This is a genomic window from Lactovum odontotermitis, assembly GCF_054658595.1.
The window spans coordinates 39,476-57,542 of record NZ_BAAGGQ010000015.1 but is presented as its reverse complement, the minus strand read 5'-3'; the positions used below and the strand labels follow the sequence as shown (position 1 = coordinate 57,542).

The 18,067-nt window shown below is 42.2% G+C and carries 24 protein-coding genes; 5 read left to right on the top strand and 19 right to left on the bottom strand.

The annotated features are described in order from the left end of the window. The first annotated feature begins 106 nt into the window (after window positions 1–106). Window positions 107–1,057, top strand: coding sequence for a helix-turn-helix domain-containing protein (locus tag ACYQ2E_RS08740; RefSeq protein WP_460017681.1), 951 nt, complete (start codon window positions 107–109; stop codon window positions 1,055–1,057). After that, on the top strand, window positions 1,050–1,412 hold the full coding sequence (mscL, locus tag ACYQ2E_RS08735; protein ID WP_460017680.1) for a large conductance mechanosensitive channel protein MscL: 363 nt from the start codon (window positions 1,050–1,052) through the stop codon (window positions 1,410–1,412). The genes ACYQ2E_RS08740 and mscL overlap by 8 nt, the downstream gene beginning before the upstream one ends. Window positions 1,413–1,509: 97 nt before the next feature. Here the strand turns inward: mscL and nusG are convergent, their stop codons facing one another. The 6 genes from nusG to ACYQ2E_RS08705 all read right to left on the bottom strand — a co-directional run bounded on the left by nusG (window position 1,510) and on the right by ACYQ2E_RS08705 (window position 6,242). Further along, on the bottom strand, window positions 1,510–2,073 hold the full coding sequence (gene nusG / locus ACYQ2E_RS08730; RefSeq protein WP_460017679.1) for a transcription termination/antitermination protein NusG: 564 nt from the start codon (window positions 2,071–2,073) through the stop codon (window positions 1,510–1,512). 59 nt (window positions 2,074–2,132) lie between these two features. Further along, window positions 2,133–2,600 carry an NUDIX domain-containing protein gene (locus ACYQ2E_RS08725; protein WP_460017678.1) on the bottom strand — a complete coding sequence of 156 codons (468 nt, stop codon included), beginning with the start codon at window positions 2,598–2,600 and terminating at the stop codon, window positions 2,133–2,135. A 102-nt stretch (window positions 2,601–2,702) separates the two neighbouring features. Beyond that, the gene (secE, locus tag ACYQ2E_RS08720) at window positions 2,703–2,903 is read right to left on the bottom strand and encodes a preprotein translocase subunit SecE (protein WP_460017677.1); all 201 of its coding nucleotides are present in this window, start codon (window positions 2,901–2,903) and stop codon (window positions 2,703–2,705) included. Window positions 2,904–3,151: 248 nt separating this feature from the next. Next, a complete protein-coding gene (gene rpmG, locus ACYQ2E_RS08715; RefSeq protein ID WP_460017676.1) occupies window positions 3,152–3,301 on the bottom strand; it encodes a 50S ribosomal protein L33 in 150 nt (49 codons plus the stop codon). 39 nt (window positions 3,302–3,340) lie between these two features. Then, window positions 3,341–4,084 (bottom strand): coiled-coil domain-containing protein, encoded by a 744-nt coding sequence (locus tag ACYQ2E_RS08710; protein ID WP_460017675.1) that lies wholly within the window; start codon window positions 4,082–4,084, stop codon window positions 3,341–3,343. Between the two features lie 22 nt (window positions 4,085–4,106). Continuing rightward, window positions 4,107–6,242 carry a transglycosylase domain-containing protein gene (locus ACYQ2E_RS08705; protein WP_460017674.1) on the bottom strand — a complete coding sequence of 712 codons (2,136 nt, stop codon included), beginning with the start codon at window positions 6,240–6,242 and terminating at the stop codon, window positions 4,107–4,109. 46 nt (window positions 6,243–6,288) lie between these two features. Here ACYQ2E_RS08705 and ACYQ2E_RS08700 point away from each other — a divergent pair, with 46 nt between their 5' ends. After that, a complete protein-coding gene (locus ACYQ2E_RS08700; RefSeq protein WP_460017673.1) occupies window positions 6,289–7,161 on the top strand; it encodes an RluA family pseudouridine synthase in 873 nt (290 codons plus the stop codon). On the opposite strand, the gene ACYQ2E_RS08695 is transcribed toward ACYQ2E_RS08700, so the two are convergent. The 12 genes from ACYQ2E_RS08695 to ACYQ2E_RS08640 all read right to left on the bottom strand — a co-directional run bounded on the left by ACYQ2E_RS08695 (window position 7,158) and on the right by ACYQ2E_RS08640 (window position 15,520). Next, window positions 7,158–7,388 carry a hypothetical protein gene (locus ACYQ2E_RS08695; RefSeq protein ID WP_460017672.1) on the bottom strand — a complete coding sequence of 77 codons (231 nt, stop codon included), beginning with the start codon at window positions 7,386–7,388 and terminating at the stop codon, window positions 7,158–7,160. The genes ACYQ2E_RS08700 and ACYQ2E_RS08695 overlap by 4 nt on opposite strands. 2 nt (window positions 7,389–7,390) lie before the next feature. After that, entirely contained in the window at window positions 7,391–7,873 is a 483-nt protein-coding gene (gene comGF / locus ACYQ2E_RS08690) for a competence type IV pilus minor pilin ComGF (RefSeq protein WP_460017671.1), read from the bottom strand. Beyond that, entirely contained in the window at window positions 7,848–8,168 is a 321-nt protein-coding gene (comGE, locus tag ACYQ2E_RS08685) for a competence type IV pilus minor pilin ComGE (protein ID WP_460017670.1), read from the bottom strand. The genes comGF and comGE overlap by 26 nt, the downstream gene beginning before the upstream one ends. After that, the gene (comGD, locus tag ACYQ2E_RS08680; RefSeq protein WP_460017669.1) at window positions 8,140–8,547 is read right to left on the bottom strand and encodes a competence type IV pilus minor pilin ComGD; all 408 of its coding nucleotides are present in this window, start codon (window positions 8,545–8,547) and stop codon (window positions 8,140–8,142) included. The genes comGE and comGD overlap by 29 nt, the downstream gene beginning before the upstream one ends. After that, window positions 8,531–8,845, bottom strand: a complete 315-nt coding sequence (gene comGC, locus ACYQ2E_RS08675; protein ID WP_460017668.1) for a competence type IV pilus major pilin ComGC — start codon at window positions 8,843–8,845, stop codon at window positions 8,531–8,533. The genes comGD and comGC overlap by 17 nt, the downstream gene beginning before the upstream one ends. A 44-nt stretch (window positions 8,846–8,889) precedes the next feature. Further along, window positions 8,890–9,846, bottom strand: coding sequence for a competence type IV pilus assembly protein ComGB (gene comGB, locus ACYQ2E_RS08670; protein ID WP_460017667.1), 957 nt, complete (start codon window positions 9,844–9,846; stop codon window positions 8,890–8,892). Next, entirely contained in the window at window positions 9,800–10,807 is a 1,008-nt protein-coding gene (gene comGA, locus ACYQ2E_RS08665) for a competence type IV pilus ATPase ComGA (protein ID WP_460017666.1), read from the bottom strand. Before comGA ends, comGB begins: the two co-directional genes overlap by 47 nt. 153 nt (window positions 10,808–10,960) lie before the next feature. Beyond that, the gene (locus ACYQ2E_RS08660; protein WP_460017665.1) at window positions 10,961–11,563 is read right to left on the bottom strand and encodes a hypothetical protein; all 603 of its coding nucleotides are present in this window, start codon (window positions 11,561–11,563) and stop codon (window positions 10,961–10,963) included. A gap of 76 nt (window positions 11,564–11,639) precedes the next feature. Next, on the bottom strand, window positions 11,640–12,281 hold the full coding sequence (locus tag ACYQ2E_RS08655; protein WP_460017664.1) for a hypothetical protein: 642 nt from the start codon (window positions 12,279–12,281) through the stop codon (window positions 11,640–11,642). 75 nt (window positions 12,282–12,356) lie between these two features. Continuing rightward, window positions 12,357–12,878, bottom strand: coding sequence for a hypothetical protein (locus ACYQ2E_RS08650; RefSeq protein ID WP_460017663.1), 522 nt, complete (start codon window positions 12,876–12,878; stop codon window positions 12,357–12,359). A 30-nt stretch (window positions 12,879–12,908) separates the two neighbouring features. Continuing rightward, complete coding sequence (locus tag ACYQ2E_RS08645) at window positions 12,909–15,131, bottom strand: hypothetical protein (RefSeq protein ID WP_460017662.1); 2,223 nt, start codon at window positions 15,129–15,131, stop codon at window positions 12,909–12,911. A gap of 2 nt (window positions 15,132–15,133) precedes the next feature. Next, the gene (locus ACYQ2E_RS08640) at window positions 15,134–15,520 is read right to left on the bottom strand and encodes a Spx/MgsR family RNA polymerase-binding regulatory protein (protein WP_460017661.1); all 387 of its coding nucleotides are present in this window, start codon (window positions 15,518–15,520) and stop codon (window positions 15,134–15,136) included. A gap of 348 nt (window positions 15,521–15,868) precedes the next feature. Here ACYQ2E_RS08640 and ACYQ2E_RS08635 point away from each other — a divergent pair, with 348 nt between their 5' ends. Then, the gene (locus ACYQ2E_RS08635) at window positions 15,869–16,423 is read left to right on the top strand and encodes a TetR/AcrR family transcriptional regulator (protein ID WP_460017660.1); all 555 of its coding nucleotides are present in this window, start codon (window positions 15,869–15,871) and stop codon (window positions 16,421–16,423) included. Window positions 16,424–16,690: 267 nt separating this feature from the next. Here ACYQ2E_RS08635 and ACYQ2E_RS08630 read toward each other — a convergent pair whose 3' ends face one another. Then, window positions 16,691–17,161: a hypothetical protein gene (locus ACYQ2E_RS08630; RefSeq protein ID WP_460017659.1), complete on the bottom strand. Its 471-nt coding sequence runs from the start codon at window positions 17,159–17,161 to the stop codon at window positions 16,691–16,693. A 489-nt stretch (window positions 17,162–17,650) separates the two neighbouring features. Between ACYQ2E_RS08630 and ACYQ2E_RS08625 the strand changes: the two genes are divergently transcribed. Next, window positions 17,651–17,977 (top strand): hypothetical protein, encoded by a 327-nt coding sequence (locus ACYQ2E_RS08625; protein ID WP_460017658.1) that lies wholly within the window; start codon window positions 17,651–17,653, stop codon window positions 17,975–17,977. Window positions 17,978–18,067 lie beyond the last annotated feature (90 nt).

Sequence of the window (18,067 nt, the reverse complement as noted above, 5' to 3'; positions counted from 1 at the left end):
GTTATGATTCAAGCCCTATCTGCAAGCTGAATTGTTTTTTTAATGAAATTTTTATTGTATAATTATGGAATAATTTATCCATTAACTCATTTCATTTTGGAGGTGTATGTCAAAAGTTTTAAGTAAAACAAGTCAAAAATTCGGTGAAATTTTCCGAGATTTCAGAAAAGCTAAAAAATTCACATTGGGTGAGACGGCCAATGGAGTTTTATCTCAATCCCAATTGGCCCGTTTTGAGAGTGGACAGTCAAAACTCTCAACTGATTTATTTTTTCAGATTTTACAGAATATTAATGTCTCCGCTCACGAATTCGAGGCTATATCCAGTAGTTATACTGCTTCAAAAGACATTTCTATCAGCACTTTCGGGATTAATATGGCTTTTTTGTCTCAGAATACTGCAGAGCTTGAGTATTATCTGAGTGAAGTTCAAATTAGGCTGAATAAAGAGCCGAAGAGTCTTAAGCTGCGGTTGAATAAAATTGTCATTGAAGCTGCAATTTTTATGGCTGATTCCAGCAAAAAAATTCCTAAACGTGATTTGGATTTTCTTAAACATTATCTTAAAAATATTGATATCTGGGGTGATTACGAGACTGGATTGCTGCAGTGGACTACCGGCGCATGGGATTCTTACACTTTGGCTGTTTTGACTTCTGCTATGCTGGCTCCTGTGCGGCTGGGGCAGAAAACCTATCAGAGCGAAATTTTTCTGATTCAAACTGTTTTAAATGTTATTAACACTTTTATTGAGCAGAATAATTTGAATCAAGCGCAACGCTATATTAATTATCTTAACGAGCGCGGAATCAATGAATATTTTTTGAATGAGCGTCTAACTTTGAATTGTCATCGTGCTCGATTGGCCTGGAAGTCTGGGGATAAAGCTGGCTTGGAGATGCACAGGAAAAATCTCGAAGTTTTCAATTACTGCGGATGTTTTAATTTGGCAAAACTAGTTGAAGCTGAGATTCGTGAGATGGAAGAGGAAGAGATGGAAAAAATGCGTGCTCACAAACACACTAGCAAAAGGAGAAAAATAATTGCGGATGTTTAAAGATTTTAAAAACTTTCTGGCTCAGCGAAGCATGCTTGACTTGGCTGTTGGAGTCATTATCGGCGGAGCCGTCACGACGGTTATCAGGTCCATTGTGGACAATTTGATTAACCCTTTAATCGGCGTTTTTGTAAGCAGTACTGCCCTGAAGAGCTTGCAATTCAAAGTTTCTACGGCAACTTTTTATTATGGTAGATTTTTAAATGATTTGCTCAATTTCCTGATTACGGCGTTCATTGTTTTTCTGATTATACGATTTATCCGAAGAGCTTTTCCTGCTAAGCCTGCCGAAGAAGAGACTGACGAGGGGCTCGAAACTTTGAAGGAAATACGTGATTTGCTTAAGGAAAAATAATCTTATGTAGCTAAAAAACTTGCAGATAAATGGTGTCCGCGCTGGATGTCATTTATCTGCAAGCTTTTTTGCCCGTTTTAATTATTTGGCTGCGTGTTTATTCCTTAACGTCCTCAATCTGATGAACATCCAGCTCCAGCGGGGTTCTACGGCCGAACATGTCAACTTCGACTTTGATGTGGTCCCCGTTTATTTCCGTGATTGGAGTTTCTAAGCCTGCAAAAGCGCCGTCCATGATGCGGATTTTCTTGCCGACAAAGAGGTCAAAGTCGATTTCTTGTGGCGCAGCCTCTTCAGAGCCCATGCCGCGCAGGATTTCCTGAATTTCTTCTTCAAAAAGCGGTGTTGGTTTCGAGCGGTTACCGTGGGAGCCGACGAATCCTGTGACGTTTGGCGTGTTACGCACAACAAACCAGGCTTCATCGGTCATGTTCATCTCGACCAGCACATAGCCCGGGAAAAGGTTTTCTTCAACGTCTTTCATTTTGCCGTTGACTTCTTTGCGGACAGTTTCCATGGGAATCTCTACGCGCAGGATTTTGTCGGCCATGTTGTAGGTGTCAGCCCGCTCAAGCAGGTCTTCTTTGACTTTCTTTTCGTAGCCAGAGTAGGTTTGTACAACGAACCAGCCTTGGTCTAAGTTGATTGAATTTTCATCCATTTTTTGTTTCTCCTTTAATATAGATAGCGCTCGGCCATGTTTTTATTATCTTTCAGTTGTCAGTAAAATACTTTTTTCCAGGTGTCGCCTTCTATCTCATAAGCAAACTCATCATATTTGTGCTCGAGCATGATTTCTGACATTTCGAGAAAACCCGAGGCGAGGTTCAAATTAGGCAGTTCATCAATATCTGTCCAGAACACTCGTCCCTCTTCAGTCGCTTCCAGCAATCGGCCGGAAAATTCGCTGCACTTATACAGGAAAACAATGTAACGACGATTCAAGTCTGTCTCAAACCAGTCCTTAATTCCACAGAGTGTCGGCTTTTTGATGTCAAGTCCAGTTTCTTCTTTGATTTCACGAATTGTGGAAGGAATGATTGCTTCGCCTTTCTCAACGTGTCCGCCGGGGAAGCTTATTCCAGGCCAGGATTTGACACGTTCTTGAACCAGGACTTTTCCGTTCTTTTCATCAATTATCGCGCACATGTTCGTCAATTCAACTGATTCTAATTCATGCTTTGTCATAATACAAGCTCCCGTGTAATGCGGTTTCCAGTCTGAGTGGCTTAGCATTATACTTTACTTCGAACTAAAAGAAAAAGCCTTTCGGCAATTTCCTATATTCTATCATTTTTTGCCGATAAATGGAAGCAAAAAGTCTATTGTTCTCTGTAAACCATTTGAAATAAGCCAATCAAACAGCATGATAAAAATCATGAAGAAGATGGTGTATTCAACAACCATCCAAAAATCATGCCATCCCTGCTTGCGGTTTGGCCAGGTGGTCATTTTCATTTCGTGTCCGATGGAACCTAAAAATTTAAACATATCTTTTAACAGAGTTCAACACGCCTGAAGCTAGAGAATTAGAAAAGCAGGCTGTTGCGGCTTCAGCTACTTACAGATTGCTTTCCCCACCACCGTGGGATAAATTTGTAACCTGCCTGACGGCAGAACTCATTTTTCCTATCTCCGCTGCTCTATAGCTTCGAATGTCCGTTTTCTCTACTTGATAAAGCAAGTGAGAAAAAGGCAAATTCTTACGCTTCAAAACGGGCGTGTTTCACATCTTCTCCTTATCTTGTTTCCTTGTGCAAGGTGTGCTTACCACAATGCTTGCAGAATTTCTTAATTTCTAGCCGCTGCTCGTGCCCGTTCGCTGAGAGCTCAATTGAATAATTTCGTGAGCCGCAAACTGTACAGGCTAAACTTCCCTTTTTTAACATCTTATTATTTTAACAAATTAAAACCGAATTGGCAAATAACTAGTACCAATGGTTGACAATCCAAAATTCCCAGGCTCTTGCCCAAGAGCCGTAACGTCCTTCAACATAAGCCTGTGCAGCCGCGTCCTGCTCAGCGGGCGGGGTGCCGGGTGTCATGTAGGCCATTTGATAGGCGCCGTACATGATGCCGTTCACTGCCTCATAGTTCCCGCCAGATTCACGCGCCACGATGTTTGCCCGCGCATCTTCTTCAGAAATATTTCCTAAACTGGCATATTCCGGATTCTGCGGTGTAAAGCTTGCTTGCGGTGTCGCAGCAGCTAAACTTTCTTTGAGTTTCTGGTCGTCCTGATCAAGCTTGACACTAGCAGCTTTTTGTTCTTCCAAAGTCTGAGACTTCGAAGTTTTAGACTCTCTGAGCTGCTTCAGCTGCTGATTAGCCGATTCATTGATAAGGTTAATGGCAACTATCTGCTCAATAAAATCTGAAATTGACTGCGAAGACAAAATAATGCTAATCGTTGACCGTGTCGGAGCAGAAACCTGAATCCCTCTGGCAATTTCATTCGCGGATTCCTGATCAGCTGCTATTTTGGCATCAAGCGCTTCAATTTCCTTCTGCAAAGTGTCAACCGTTTGACGAGTGGTATTTATCTTTGCAGTCAACTCCTGCTGCTGAGCCATTAAATCTGAGACTGTATCAGACTTTCCGCTCGCGGGAGTCAATAAAAGCAACAAAATCAAGGCGATACAGAACAGTTTTATAGAGTTCGTATGTCTCATCGGGCTATATTATACCATATCTTTACTTAAATAAGTTTGTGAATTTGTCCCAGAGGCTCTCTTTCTTGTCAGACGCGGTTTCTGAGCTTGAGGGAGTTGTTGACGCAGTGCCCGAATCGTCCGATGAATCTGCGTTGCCCGAAGTTCCAGTTTTTGCCTGCTCATTGTAGACGATATTGTTCTGCTGCTGGCGAAGACTTGTCCAGGCTGGGTATTCAGAGCCTATGTCATGCATGACGTAAGCATTTTTCTCGCTGAATTTCGTCCCGGCAGTATATGGGAAGACGTAGCTTGCTTCTTGCCGGAAAATCTGAGAGGCAACTCCGGCTGAGGTTCCGTCAAGTTGATAGGCCGAATCTGAATAGCCTAGCCATTCTGTCATGACAAGGTCCGGCGTGTAACCGACCACCCACTGGTCAACGTCTTCGTTGGTTCCGGTTTTCCCGGCTAGAGTATAATTGACAGGGTCCGCCCAGAGTCCTGTGCCGTTACTATAAGTGCCCAGCATCATCTCTGTCATCTTCTCGGCGGTGGAGCTAGAAATGACTTGTGTTGACTTGACATCGGCTGTTTTGATGACTTTTCCGGACGCATCTTCAATTTTTGTAATGAAATGCGCCTCATTCATCACGCCGCCATTTGCAAAGGTCGAATAAGCCTGTGCGATTTGCAGCGGATTCGTCTGCACAGCGGCTCCCAGAGCGGTGGGCAAAATGTCGTTTTTAGCAGTCAGCTTCAGACCGAATTTGCGGCCAAGCGCATTTCCAACGCTGGGACCAATTTCCTTGTAAGTATTGATGGCCGGAATATTGTAAGAGTTTGCCAGTGCCTGATAGAGCGGCATGTCGCCGTGGAAAGTGCGGTCGGCATTTTCAGGTTTCCAACCGTCATAATCGGTGGGCGCGTCATGGACGGTTTTGTCAATAGACCAGCCAGCTTCAATGGCCGGTGAATAAACAATCATCGGCTTAATGACTGAGCCTGGGCTTCGCTGAGATTGCGTGGCATAATTGAAGTCCGTGTAGGGATTGTAACCCTCAACCGGTGAATTTCCAACCAGAGCCTCGACTAACCCTGTCTTCGGGTCAAGTGCAACGGAGCCTGATTGAGCCAGTGTTCCGTCGTCAGCCTGCGGAAAGAGCCAGCTTTGAGAGTAGGCTTTCTGCATGCCTGTCTGCATGTCTTGATTCAGGCCTGTATAGATTTTGTAACCTTTGCTCTGAATTTCTGCTGCTGTCAGGTCATAATCTTTGATTGCCTCAGAAACAACTGCGTTGTAGTAGCTTGGATAAGCCATTTCAATCGTCTGCCCTTGATAATTATCGTTCAGCTCCTGCGTCATATCCACTGCCATGGCCGCATCTGCTTCTTCTTTCTTGATATAGCCGGCATCTACCATGTTCAGCAGCACTGTATTGCGGCGATTTGTGGCTTTTTCAACACTGTAGAGCGGATTATAAATCGCGGGGCCTTTCAGCAATCCAACCAGTGTTGCTGCTTCATCCAGCGTCAAATCTTTGGCATCCACACCAAAGTATTTATGGCTGGCGTCCTGAATTCCCACGATTCCATTGCCGTAGCCGTTTGAGTTCAGATACATGCTCAAAATGTCGTCTTTGCTGTATTTTTTGGTAATCTGCAGGGCCAGGAAAATTTCACGCGCTTTGCGGTCAATGGTCTGCGCCTGCGTCAGATAAGAGTTCTTGGCCAATTGCTGAGTAATCGTTGAACCGCCGCCGAAATGACCGGCAGTAAGCATCGCCAGGATTGTCCGCTGATAATTGACACCGCCGTTTTTGTAAAAAGTCCTGTCTTCTGTCGCAACTGCGGCATTTTTGACGTTTTGCGGAATCTCAGAAAAATCAATGGTCGTCCCTTTTTGGGTGGACAGGCTGCCTGCGACCTCTCCTTTGTAATCCATGACTTGCGTTGATGAATAGAGAGACTGTTTAAGTATACCGACATTGGCCACTTTAGAAAGATAGTAAAGATAACCTGTTACAAAAATCAGGAAAATTGTCACGGCCAACAGAAAGACACGCGTCAAATTGTGCTTTTTCCAGAAACGTTTAACCGGTTTTGGAATTAAGCTGAATCGCGCAGATTTCTGATTTTCAGACTCTTCAACTTGCCTTCTTCTGAAATTTCCATTATCCATTATGCTTATTTTACTAAAAAAGAAGTTATGATACAATAAAAACACTATGGAAACGATAGAAATAAGAGTTCCAGCGATTTTTTCCGGGCTGACAATTGATGAATTGCTGAAAAAATGGCTGATTCCACGCAAGGAAAGATACTTGCTGCATATGGAGAAACGGCTATTTGTCAACGATAATCTTCGCAATTTTTCTGAAAAAGTTCAGGCAGACGCTCAAGTGACCATTCATTTTACTGAACCTGAATCTGACCTGCTTTTCGGTGATTCTACTCTTGTCAATGTTCTTTATGAAGATGCAAATTTAATCGTTGTAAATAAGCCCTGCGGCATGAAAACACACGGCAACAGTCCTGATGAAATTGAACTGCAGAACCATGTCAGCGCCTACTGCGGAAAAACTGTCCATGTTGTGCACCGCTTGGACCGTGAGACTTCTGGTGCTGTTCTTTTTGCCAAAAACAGCTTTGTTTTGCCGATATTGAGTGCGCTGCTGGAACAACGTCAAATTCACCGCGAATATTCAGCACTGGTTGCTGGTCAGCTGAAAAAATCTCATTTCACAATCGATAAGAAAATCGGCCGCGACCGGCATGACCGCCGCAAACGCTGCATCAGCTCGAGCGGGCTGCCCGCAGTTACGCATGTTGAGCTGATTAAGAACTTTTCACATTCTGCTTTGGTGGGCTGTCAGCTTGAAACTGGGCGGACGCACCAAATTAGGGTTCATCTGGCAGACGCCGGTCATCCGATTATCGGTGACCCTTTATATAATCAGAGTCTGCCGAAGATAGGCGAGCGAATGATGCTTCATGCTGATAAGATGATTCTGACACTGCCGTTTACTTTTGAAAAACTGGAAGTCTCAGCGAAGAGTGCTTCTTTTGATGCGAGAATTCTCCAAGAAGAGTTAAGCTAATTTCCAAAAATATATTTTTTTCCGTCAGGAAATTGGACAGTGTAGACTCTATTGTCGCTTGTTTCAACACTACCTTTATCGAATTTGATACATTTTGCCTGTTTTTGTTTGGCAACGCTGTACATAATTTGTGCCGTCATGTACTGTTTTTCGACTTTCAAATCTCGGGCGTTTTCAAGTTGCGAATTCAGGAAGAATTCCAGGACTAGGCTGAAAATCGCCGCCATGATTAGGGAGTAGAGGAGAATTCCCCCTCTGCAGTATTTTCTGGATTTGTGTCTTCTGAAAATTTGTAAAGAAATTGTTTTTCACCTCCAGATGTCATTTGTAGGTTGATTGTCACAAGTCTCTGGTTCTGTGAAATCCGGACTGATTTAACGTCGTGAAGCATGGGCTGATAGCCGCGGCCGTCAGAATTTGTTTTTCTAAAATCCGAAGCACCGCGCGGGCTGCCGAAACGTAAGCCCGTTGCGCCTGTGACGTAAAGAAAATTGTTTTCGACCTTGTCAAATTTCGCCCGTTCCAGCTCGCTGCGTAATTGATGGCAGAAAATTTGCCAGTCTTTCTCCGCTGAATCCTGACTGCGCCTGATTTCTTGAGCCGCCAGCCTTGACAATCCTTCTATCACAAGTACAGAGCCGCTGATAACAAGCAGGGCGACTAGACACTCAAGCAGTGTAAATGCTTTATTTCTGGATTTCCAAAATTTCAAGACGCAGCTCTTCCTTTCCTGTGCTGTCAAAAATCTGCAAACGCTGGTCGTTCTGTTCTATATTGATGGAACTCCCATTGGCGGTTAAACTCGGCAAATTCACGTCCAATGCCATTTTTGCGACATTGAGATTTTCTATTGACCTGTTCATCTTTTGGCTGTAGCCTTGCGATTGGTTCACTTCCGACAGTACAAAAATACAGATGGCTGCCAATAAACTCAATGACAGCAAGCTTTCCAGCAAAATGTAGCCTTTATAGCGAGGGTTACTGAATTGTCTTTTTATATTTGCCACTTCCCATCTCTAATTGATAAATTACATTTTTGTGCTCATAAGGCAGACTCAGTGTGATTTTTTTCAGGCTTGAATTATTGCCGTACGAGTCAAATTTGACTGAAAAATCGCTGATTTCTGCTTCTTGTGGAATCTCAACTTTTTCGTTGCCTGCGGTTAAAAATCCTCCGGCTGACGAAAAAGTCAGAGCCTGGTTCGTTGCGGCTGCCTGAAACTGCGCATGTTTGTAACTATTTTCAAAGCGGGCGATAAACAGCTCGCCGCGCACCACATGAATCGTGCTGCCGATTGTCACTGAGAACATGATGGCCACAAAGCTGGTAATCATCAAAACCAGCAAGGTCTCAAGCAGAGTAAAGGCTCTAATTGGAGATTTCACGCTTCTCGTCACTGTGTTCGGCATAATATTCATTGTAGGCATCCGCCTGTTTCTGCGTAATCTTCCCGTCTGAAACGAGTTCTCCGAGTGTCGGCGCGTTTGTGTGGTCAAGTCCATAGAGCTCAGCCTGACTCACTACGACTTTTACGACGGCTGAACGGCCGGTATTTTTTACAGCGTCTTTCTGTTTGCTTAAATTTGGTACAAAAAGCAGGATTAGTATCGAAATGATAAGTAGGACAACGAGCATTTCTATTAATGTGAACGCTTTGACGTTCTTTTTTTTCAGTGTTTTCATTTTCTTCTCCTTAATAACGTTCGCGCAAGCGCTCGGTTTTAAATTTAGACATTTAAATCAATGTTTTGGTAAATCGGCAATAGCATGGCTGCATATATCAGAACGATTGCCAGGGCGACAAATAGGAAGACCAGGGGCTGAATCAGCTGCATTGCCCGCTCAATTTTCTGGAAGAACTTATCCCAACTTTCGTCCGAATAAATCATCAGCTCACGTCCCAGTTTTCCTTTCATTTCACCGTATTCGATTATCAGTGATAATTCTCCAGTGAAAATTTTCAGATTCTTAACGGCGGTATGAAACTCTTGGCCCTGCTCTAATTTTTTACAGAGTTCCTGCCCTACTTCTGCAAAAATTTTTGAGCTGGCTTTGGCAGATAAATCTAAAATCTGACGTAATTCTAGGCCCTGCGAAATTAACACACCCCATTCGCGTGCAAAATAAGCTGTTGAATAGAGTTTTGTAAAACTTTTCAAAATTGGTAGTCCTGCTCCCAGGCGATAGTTTTTCAGAGCTGAGTCATAATGTATTTTCAACCCGATTAAAAAGCTCATAATCACAATCGCCACTGCCGCGGCAAGAAGTATTCCCGGCAGGTTTGAGACAATTTCTACTGCAATGTTTGTTTTTCCTGTGTCATTCTCTGCTACTTGAGGAATCAGGTAATTTTTCATTCCGAGCATAATCATTACCAGAAAGAACAGTAGAATCACTGGATAGGTTGCTACAGAAATCAGTTTTTTTCTGACGGCCTCTATTTTTCGTAAATTCTTTTCAACTAGCTGCATCGTTTCTGTAATATTTCCGTGCGTTTCTGCCAATGCTATTTGTGTAACCACGGCCTGCGAGAAACCAAGTGCTGATAAGATTTCTGACAGTTTCTGCCCGTTTTCCAATCCTAAGCGCATTTTTTCAACGAATTTTTTATCCGTCAGATTTGAGCGCTCTAAAAAGTCAACAATTTCTGCAAGGTGGAAACCGCTGGTGAACAAGTTGTTCATTAATTGAATGAGTTTTATTTGCTTCACTCGGCTTAATTTTTTCGCGTTCAGCTTCTTCAGCCGTGAGAACGGCATTTTCTGCAAGTTTTTCGATTTTTGTGTTCCAATGTTTGGCCGAATGTGCGGCATAGTTTGTTTCGGCAAAGTCAATTACCCCCTTTCCGGCCAGCAGACGCTGATAAATCACACCGTTTAATGCATTGTCCATTTCTGCTTGTGTGACGCCAAGTTCTGTCATACGTGCCCAAACGCCTGGAATCGATTTGGCGTGGACGGTTGAGAAAACTGTGTAGCCTGTCAAGCTCGCGCGAATGACTGCCCGAGCAGTTTTTTCATCACGAATCTCACCTACAATCACTAGGTCCGGCATATGGCGCAGCGACAGTTTAATCAAATCATCATAGGAGTTCCCGATAATATCATTGCGCGCCAGCTGCAGGAAGTGCGTTTCAATAATCTCTACCGGGTCTTCAATGGTGATGACTTGTTGACCTGCAAACTTGTTCCGGGCAATCTGATACATCAATGAGGTTTTACCTGAGCCCACTGGTCCGGAAAATAAGTATAAACCGCGCGAGCTTATTAACTTCTCCGCTTCTAAATCATCCTGAAACCAAAAATCCAATTTTTCAGAAAAATCATGCAGCAGCCTGATGACCAAGCTTTCCTGCCCCTGAAAATCACCAACGGTTGATAAGCGCAGGCGGCGCCTCAAGCCTGCAAAGTTGTACAATACTGCACCCATCTGTGTTCGACGTTTTTCACCCACATTCATTCCGGCTACAAATTTGAAGTGTGAAATCAGAGCATTGGCTTTATCTGCCTCCAGCTCGGCGATTTTCTTGCGCTTGATGGAATTTCGCAGAAATACTTGGTAACGTCCGGACTGCGGCAGAATGTACAAGTCGCTCGCTGCAAAATCTACGGCTGTTTGTAAGTATTTGGTTGCTAAATCTTTCATTTTTCCCCCCTTAATATTTAATACGCAAAAAATCGCTAAATGTTTCCGGACAGTTATCAATAATTGTCCAAAATAGTCCGCTCACACACAAAAAAAGCTGACACAATTTAAGTCGTGTCAACTTTTTGACTGTTTCTGGCGCTGCTTATCACTTCATTCTTTGTTTTTCTTCCTGCCCTTCTTTTCCCAGCTGTAAACAACTATTGCAATCACTAAAATCACTATTCCAAAAGCAGCATAAGGTCCGCTGTTTTCTCCGGTTAGCGGCATGTCTTTTCCTGAATGCTTGTTTTCAGTTGTTATCAGCTGATTTCCTGTCTGGTGAGAAATAGGTTTGGGGATCGGCTTAGTAGGGCTGCCGGGAGATGGCTCTTCGTCTTTATAGACTGTCACCATAATCTCTTTTTTTACCTGCTCATCTTGAACAAGTCCGAATTCGACTTTGTAGGCTCCTGGGCTTTCTACAACGTCATTCTCTATAACTTTTATCCCGTCTGTACTTGTCTGCTGATTCAAAACATCATAATCGCTCGCCTTTGACAATGCCATAAGGTCCATATGTTTTACTTGAGCAAGCGGGATTGTGAAATCAGAAGCTGTTAGTTTATAATGTGGGCCGAGAAGTCCTGCAAGTTCAACCTGATTCTCATTTACTGCCCCTTCGGCTTTTACCTGCGGCGCAATAATTATGAATAAAGATAGAAAAGTAATGAAGAATAGCAGAAATACTGATTTGGTTCTGTTTTTTGTTTTCATTTTCTAAATACCTTTACTGAAAAGCAAGAGAAAAGGACAACGCCTTTTCCCTCCGCTTTTTTGAACGACAATGCTGTTATGGTGCTGGTACTTCATTTCCTTGTGCATCCAATGCCTTAAAGGTAAAGACCAGTTTGTTGTTCAAGGTCTTAGAGCCTGTCAGTGAATCGGCAACTGTACCTGTAATGGATAAGTTCCAGTCTTTAGAACCTGCCATCACTTGTCCGTTGCCGTCTTTGGCCGGAATTGTTCCTCCAGGTGCGAGTTTCGTGGTCAAGGCCGTAGCTGGGTCGATGGTTTGCAGTGCGGCATTGTCTACCAGTTTAAAGCTGTTGATGTTCAAAGTTTTAAGCCCTGCAATGTCCGGTGTGCTGCTGCTTTCTCCCTTAAACTCTTTTAAGCTTACCTGGACGGGATAGTTAGACAGGTTAGAAATGGTATGTACGGCTGATGTAATCGTTTTATGATTGCTTGCTGCGTCTGACCAATAAGCAATGCGTGTGGGCAATTTTACTTTAACCCATGACAAGTCACCTGCAGGCGGCAAGTCATCACCTGGATTGTGCGTTGAAGGGTCAAACTGGCCGAGTTCTCCGACAAATTCTGTTTCCCCTGATGAAACACCTGTGACAGTAGTGTCTGCAAGAGCTGAGCCGGCTGAAGCCAGTGTTCCTGCTGCTACTAAACCGATTAGACTGATTGCTAATCCTTTTTTCATGTTGCTCTCCTTTATGTTTGAGAAATTATTTTATATTCATTCACCTACTTAAAATAGGTGAAAAAATAACAAGAGTTAGTCCACGGTGATTGAAACATCCACCTTGGTTTGGCCGACTTGCTTTTTGCTTTTCAAGTCGTAAAAATTAACTGCGATTACTCCGGGATAGCTTCCTTTAGTTAATTTTCGTGTGAGTTTTATAGTGCTGACTTGGTAACCTGGCTGAATCAGGCCGGAATCATAGAGGAGTTCTCCATCTTCTGTCATTAGGCTGGCCTCTTGACCTGTTGAATTGACAGGTGGATTTTGAACCCACATTTTGCCGGTGACGCCGTCTGAGCTGATTGAAATTTTGGGGTAAACTTGAATGGTGACGTTGTTTTGGTCAACCACCTTGTCGGCGTATTTTTTCAGTTGACCTTCTGTCATTTTCTGAGTTTTTTTGATATCAGGCAACCCTGCTACAATTCTCGTTTCTGAATGATGAAAGGCGAACCAAAGGCCGAGACAGGCAAGCAGAAAGACGAGTGCGCTTATAAGTACAAATAATCGTTTTTGCCTTTTCTTTTTGTCGTTAGTTGCTTCCTTTTTGTGCATAAGTCCTCCACTTGTACAATTTCATACAATTTATTTCACTTTTGAAGTAAAATGCCAAACAAGGCGGCCGTCAAATTCTTTTACCGGGCTCTTTTCATCTGGTAAGTCACCGTAATATTTTCCGGCAAAGGTCAAATCCATGCTCTGTCCGGCGGTTAATTCTCCGGTGACTGTTTTGTCTGCAGCCAGAGAATGTTCTCCAAAACCTGGCAAATCCGATTTGAGGGTCAGATAGAGTTCTTCTGTCTTACTGTTGCCTTTTTTCGGCGCGGAGATTAAATGAATGCCGGCAGGATTTTTGTCAATTTTGACATCGTCTTTGGTGTCCAGTTTCAAAAGCAGTTTACTGCTGGTGGAATTATTTGTTATGGCGTAATTTTTACTTGAAATTGCTTTTGTTGCGTTGTTGCTGACGACAAATTTCATCGAAAGCGGCAGTGTGACGTTGAGGATATCATCATAAACAATCGTGATTTCAATTTCATTTTTTCCTTTGTCTGTAAAGGTCTCGGCTGTATTCATGTCATTGAGTTCAGACAGGCTGGGAGCTGTGTTTTTCGGCGCTCCTAAATACCAGCCTGTCGGGGATTTGCCGTTGAAATTGTCCAACTTAGACTGGTCAATGGTGTATGCTTGACTGTCAATGATTTCTTTCGGCAAAATTTTACCTTCCGGCGTGAGCGATTTGCCTTTGAAATCAACGTAATGAATCTTCAAATCGTAAGTTATTTCATGGAAGACATAAGTAATCTGACCTCTTCCATTTATTCGAAGATTCGGATTTTCTCCCGGATGGAAAGAGTTTTTATCGTGATTGATGTAATAGCCTAGGTAGGAAAAGCCCTTAAACAGTGATGAACTGCAGCCGTAAGAATAACTTTCATCAAAGTTTTCACCCGTATTCCATGGGGCTATTCTGGACGTTAATTGATTGTTCACTGGCGTGCCGTCTTCTTGCTCCCAGCTGCGCTCGATGTCAAAATCTTCTTTACCGTCTGAGCCTGACATTCCGTGCGAGCTGACCTTGTCCTGCCCGTATATTATGTCTAAGCTTGTGTCCTGCGTCATTGAAAGGGTACTTGGTTTTCCTTCAATAAAGATATTTCCGCTGTTTAAACGATAGGCGACCTGAACCTTTTCAGACACTGCAGGGGCGTATTTGTTATCCCATGTCCAGACTGAGCCTTTGTCCATCATCTCTATACGGCTTGGAATTCCTAAATCATTGAGGTCACGGTCTTTGTAGTTAATTGTCAATTTGGCCTGCATCGTCCATTGAGCATAGAGCTTTAGGGTTCCGCCGGGGCTAAGGTTGATATCCATGCTGGCAGGTGTGCGGCTGTCATTTAAGCCGATGCTGTCACCGTCTGGTGTTGTCCACCCTGAAAGACGATAGCCGGCTTTTTCAGGATGGACTGTTGTGGTTGTCATTTGACTCCAGATGTCAATGTTGTTTAAAGTACTGTAAAGTGTTCGGCCGTCTGAATCCCAGAATTCGACTTTGATATTCCCGCTTTTCTTTTGCCATTTTGCTGTGAGAGGAAGCTTTTTTGCAATGAGGTGGGCATTCTCGTCTGTGCCGTTATAAATTGTCGGGTCTGCTTCAACAGGTGTAATTTTAATTGAGCTGTCGCCTCTCCTGCTGGTTCCAACTTTATTTCCGTTGCTGGCGTACCAGGCGTCAAAGTTGTAGCCGTGGCGCTTTAAAACGGGTAAATCTGAATTGGAGAAGGTTTCGGCTGCAACTTTACTGCTTCTGTCTGCCGGATTCGTAACTTCTCCGTTGGAATTGCTATCGTAGGTCAATGTTAAACGGTCGTTGCCGTTGACTCTCCAGAGAAGATAAAGATGGGCTTCATTGCGAGAATTGCTGCCGAAAATTTCGTTAAAGGTCTTATTCTCAAATGATTGCCACAAGGTTCCGCCTTGTTCTCCGTTAGTGTTCCATTCTTGGTTATAAAGCAAATAGCCGGCTTTCCCAATCATTTTAGGCGGTCTGCCGATGTGACTTTTGGTTCTGTCTTTTAGACAACGGTAAACAACTGATTGATCTGTATCCTCGAACTCGTCCGCTTGTGCCAAATCTTTATTGTCACTCGGAGTCAGGAGTGAATTTTTGTCAAATTTCCCTCCCGATATATTAATATGAAAATCAATAATTCCTTGTGCCGCCGAGACAGGTTTGGAAAAAGCCATGCTTATCCCAAGCCCTGCAATAATCAGCATTATAATTAATCCTTTTACCTTTTTCATTTTCAAATTTTCTCCATTTTTATTTCCATTTTTCTCACTTGTGCCGGAATGAACTGCCGAATCTCCTCGCTGTTAAATCCGACTTGGAAGTGGCGCTCATCAAATAAAATCGGACGTTTGAGCAGGGAATTGTCTTTTTCAATCAAGTCCAGCGCCTCATCCAAATGCAAGTCTTCAAGTTTGGATTTTATTGTGTGATAGGAGTGACTTCGTGTTGAGATGATGTCACTTAAGCCGTTTTCGCTCACACGCAGAATTTTAATCAGGTCTTCTCTAAGCACTGAGGTCTTTGATAAATTAACGGCCTCAAACTCAATGCGATGCTTCTGGAGCCATTCCATGGCTTTTCTGCACGAACCGCAAGAGCTGCTTACGTAGACTTTAATCATTCTTTCATTCATCTCCTTGAATCGCGGTCACGGCAACCGCTCGACTTTACGTTTCTCATGATAATCTTATTTGGCTCTTTTTTCAATACTTTCAGGAGGCTAAAAAAGTTACAGTCTGTAAACTTTTTTTCGTATTTTTTTAGTCATTTTTCAGCTATATGACCACTTGCGCTGTTTATTTATGAGAAAAAAGTTTACAAAGTGTAACTTTTTCTTTCGAGAAAATTGATTGATAAAAGCGGGAACTTTTATTAAAATTATTTAAGAGATAAATTTAAGCAAAAGTTGAACGCTTATGCTTTTCAAAGCCTGGCATTTATGCGAATGCTATTCAAAGGAGTGAATTTTATGGTAAACGGCACACATCAGAGAATCAACAATGCTTTTCTGAAACTGGCCTCAAAACACCCGTACCAATATCACGTAACGCTTGCAGAAGTCGCAGCTGAAGCTCATATTAGCCGACAAGCGATTTATCGGAAACATTACTCAACTGTCGAAGAAATTATAGAAGACATACATAAAACCATTGCACAGGAGGTTGAACAAGTCCTTTCCCAGTATAGTCCTGAAGATACTCCCGCGCTTACTATTATCACTAAGTCTCTTCTGCCGACCGCTTACAGGAATCGAGAGACATTTAATATATTAAGCAAGAGTTATGTCGACCCCTCCTGGCCGCATTTCATTGACGGATGTTATCGAAAATGGTTCGGACCTTACATTGAACCGCAGCTGAATCCTAGCGGCGTGTCTAAAGAGTTTCTGCTTAAGGTTATCTTCAAGCAGATACGTGTCTTTCTCGCTAGCTGGCTCACTGAAGATGTGCCTCAGCCGCCTGAGGTGTTTGAAAAAACTTTTATAAAGCTGATGACGCATTCGATTTCTGAGCTTTTAGAATAAAAAACTTATTACTTATAAAAGAGGAAAAATAAGTTATCCTCTCTGTAAAAGCGGAATGGAGAAAAGGCTGACCCAAAAGTCATTCCAAATCAGTAAGAAAAAAGAAGAAATCCAGAAAGCTTGAATTTCTTCTTTTTGTATTTCTGAATTTCCAGAGAGACACGTGAATTCCTAGACGGCTTTACTCGCTAAGTTGCCGGATTCTTGTTCCCGGTCAATTCTTTGACTAATTTTCTGAAATTATGCGCCATGAAAACAATTCCCATTTCAAAGGAGATAATTCACTAAAAAGATATTCTCGTTTGGTGTAATTGAATAAGATGGGTCAATAAAATATAAAACAGAATTTATCCGTATTTTATCAAGCTTTAGCTTTTTATTATTTGGTTTGGCAAATAATTGTTCGTCAATTTGCCTGGATAATAATTTAAGCCGAGTAATATCCTGCTCCAACACTGCATCTGCAACTTCTGTACTGAATAAGAGAATATCTTCAGATTGCAAGTGTTTGTTATAAATATTTTGAAACTCCATCATACTAACATTAATATTATTAAGCAAAACAATAAAGTGATGAGTCCCCACAATAGTTCTTCCATGTTCAAAATTTGAAAGCTGCGGGACGGAGATTTCGTTTCCAGCGGCTTCCTCTTGTGAAAAAGATTTTGCCGTCCTTAATTTTTGGTAAACTTTCCCTATTGCTAATTCTTCGGGTGAATATTTTGCTTCTTTCTCCATAAGGTCTTTCCTCACTTTTATATTATTTGGGTAGAGTTTTTGAAAATATTGGCTGCAATCCCTGAAGCAGAGACAACAGGCGGGCTCTAAGAATAAAATTCCGACTTTTATATTGATTAAAAATTTGTTTATTTTCGGAATTGACTTTTTCTTTTTGTTATTATACAATAGTTTTACAAAAAAATAAAGTATTCTAAAAAATACATTTTTTGATAAGTCAATCAAATAAGAATGACAAATGCAAACCAAAAGGAGTGAAGAGGTCATGGAGAAATATAAGTTTACTCAAGTGCTATCGTATTGGCAGCGATTACAGCGTTAACCTATCCGATATTACTTTTTAGTGCTACTCGAATCAGTTAAGCATTATTTTATTTATCAATACAAATTTTGCTTTTATCTAATAAGAATGATTCTGATTTTCCTTGGGAAGATAAAAGGCAAACAATGACTGCGCATAATTTCCCAATACATTCATAGGAGGCAAACATGATTAAAAGAGTAAGAAAAGACTTAGGGGCTCTACTCGTTCTCATCCTATTCATTTCAACGCTATCCGCCACGATATTACAATTTGTCAAGGGGAATCTTTTCCAGCAGGCTCTGGCAGGTAACGCTTCAGAATTGAGCCGTTCAATCGTTCTTGTGGTTGCCTTGGTCGCAATTGAACTGCTGTTCTTCTGGAAATTACTAACTCAAATCAAGACAAAACACTTCATCATCTCCCACTTGACACCTGAAGCGTTTGTCGAATTCTTCGATGAAAAGATTGATTTTTCTGAGTTGGTAGTAAAAAAGGATAGGCAATATGATTAATGGTGAGATTGTGGTAATCACTAAAGGGCATATTAGCGATTATCTTTATCAATACGGAATAATTGTGAAAGAGAACGTGGATAGCCTAAA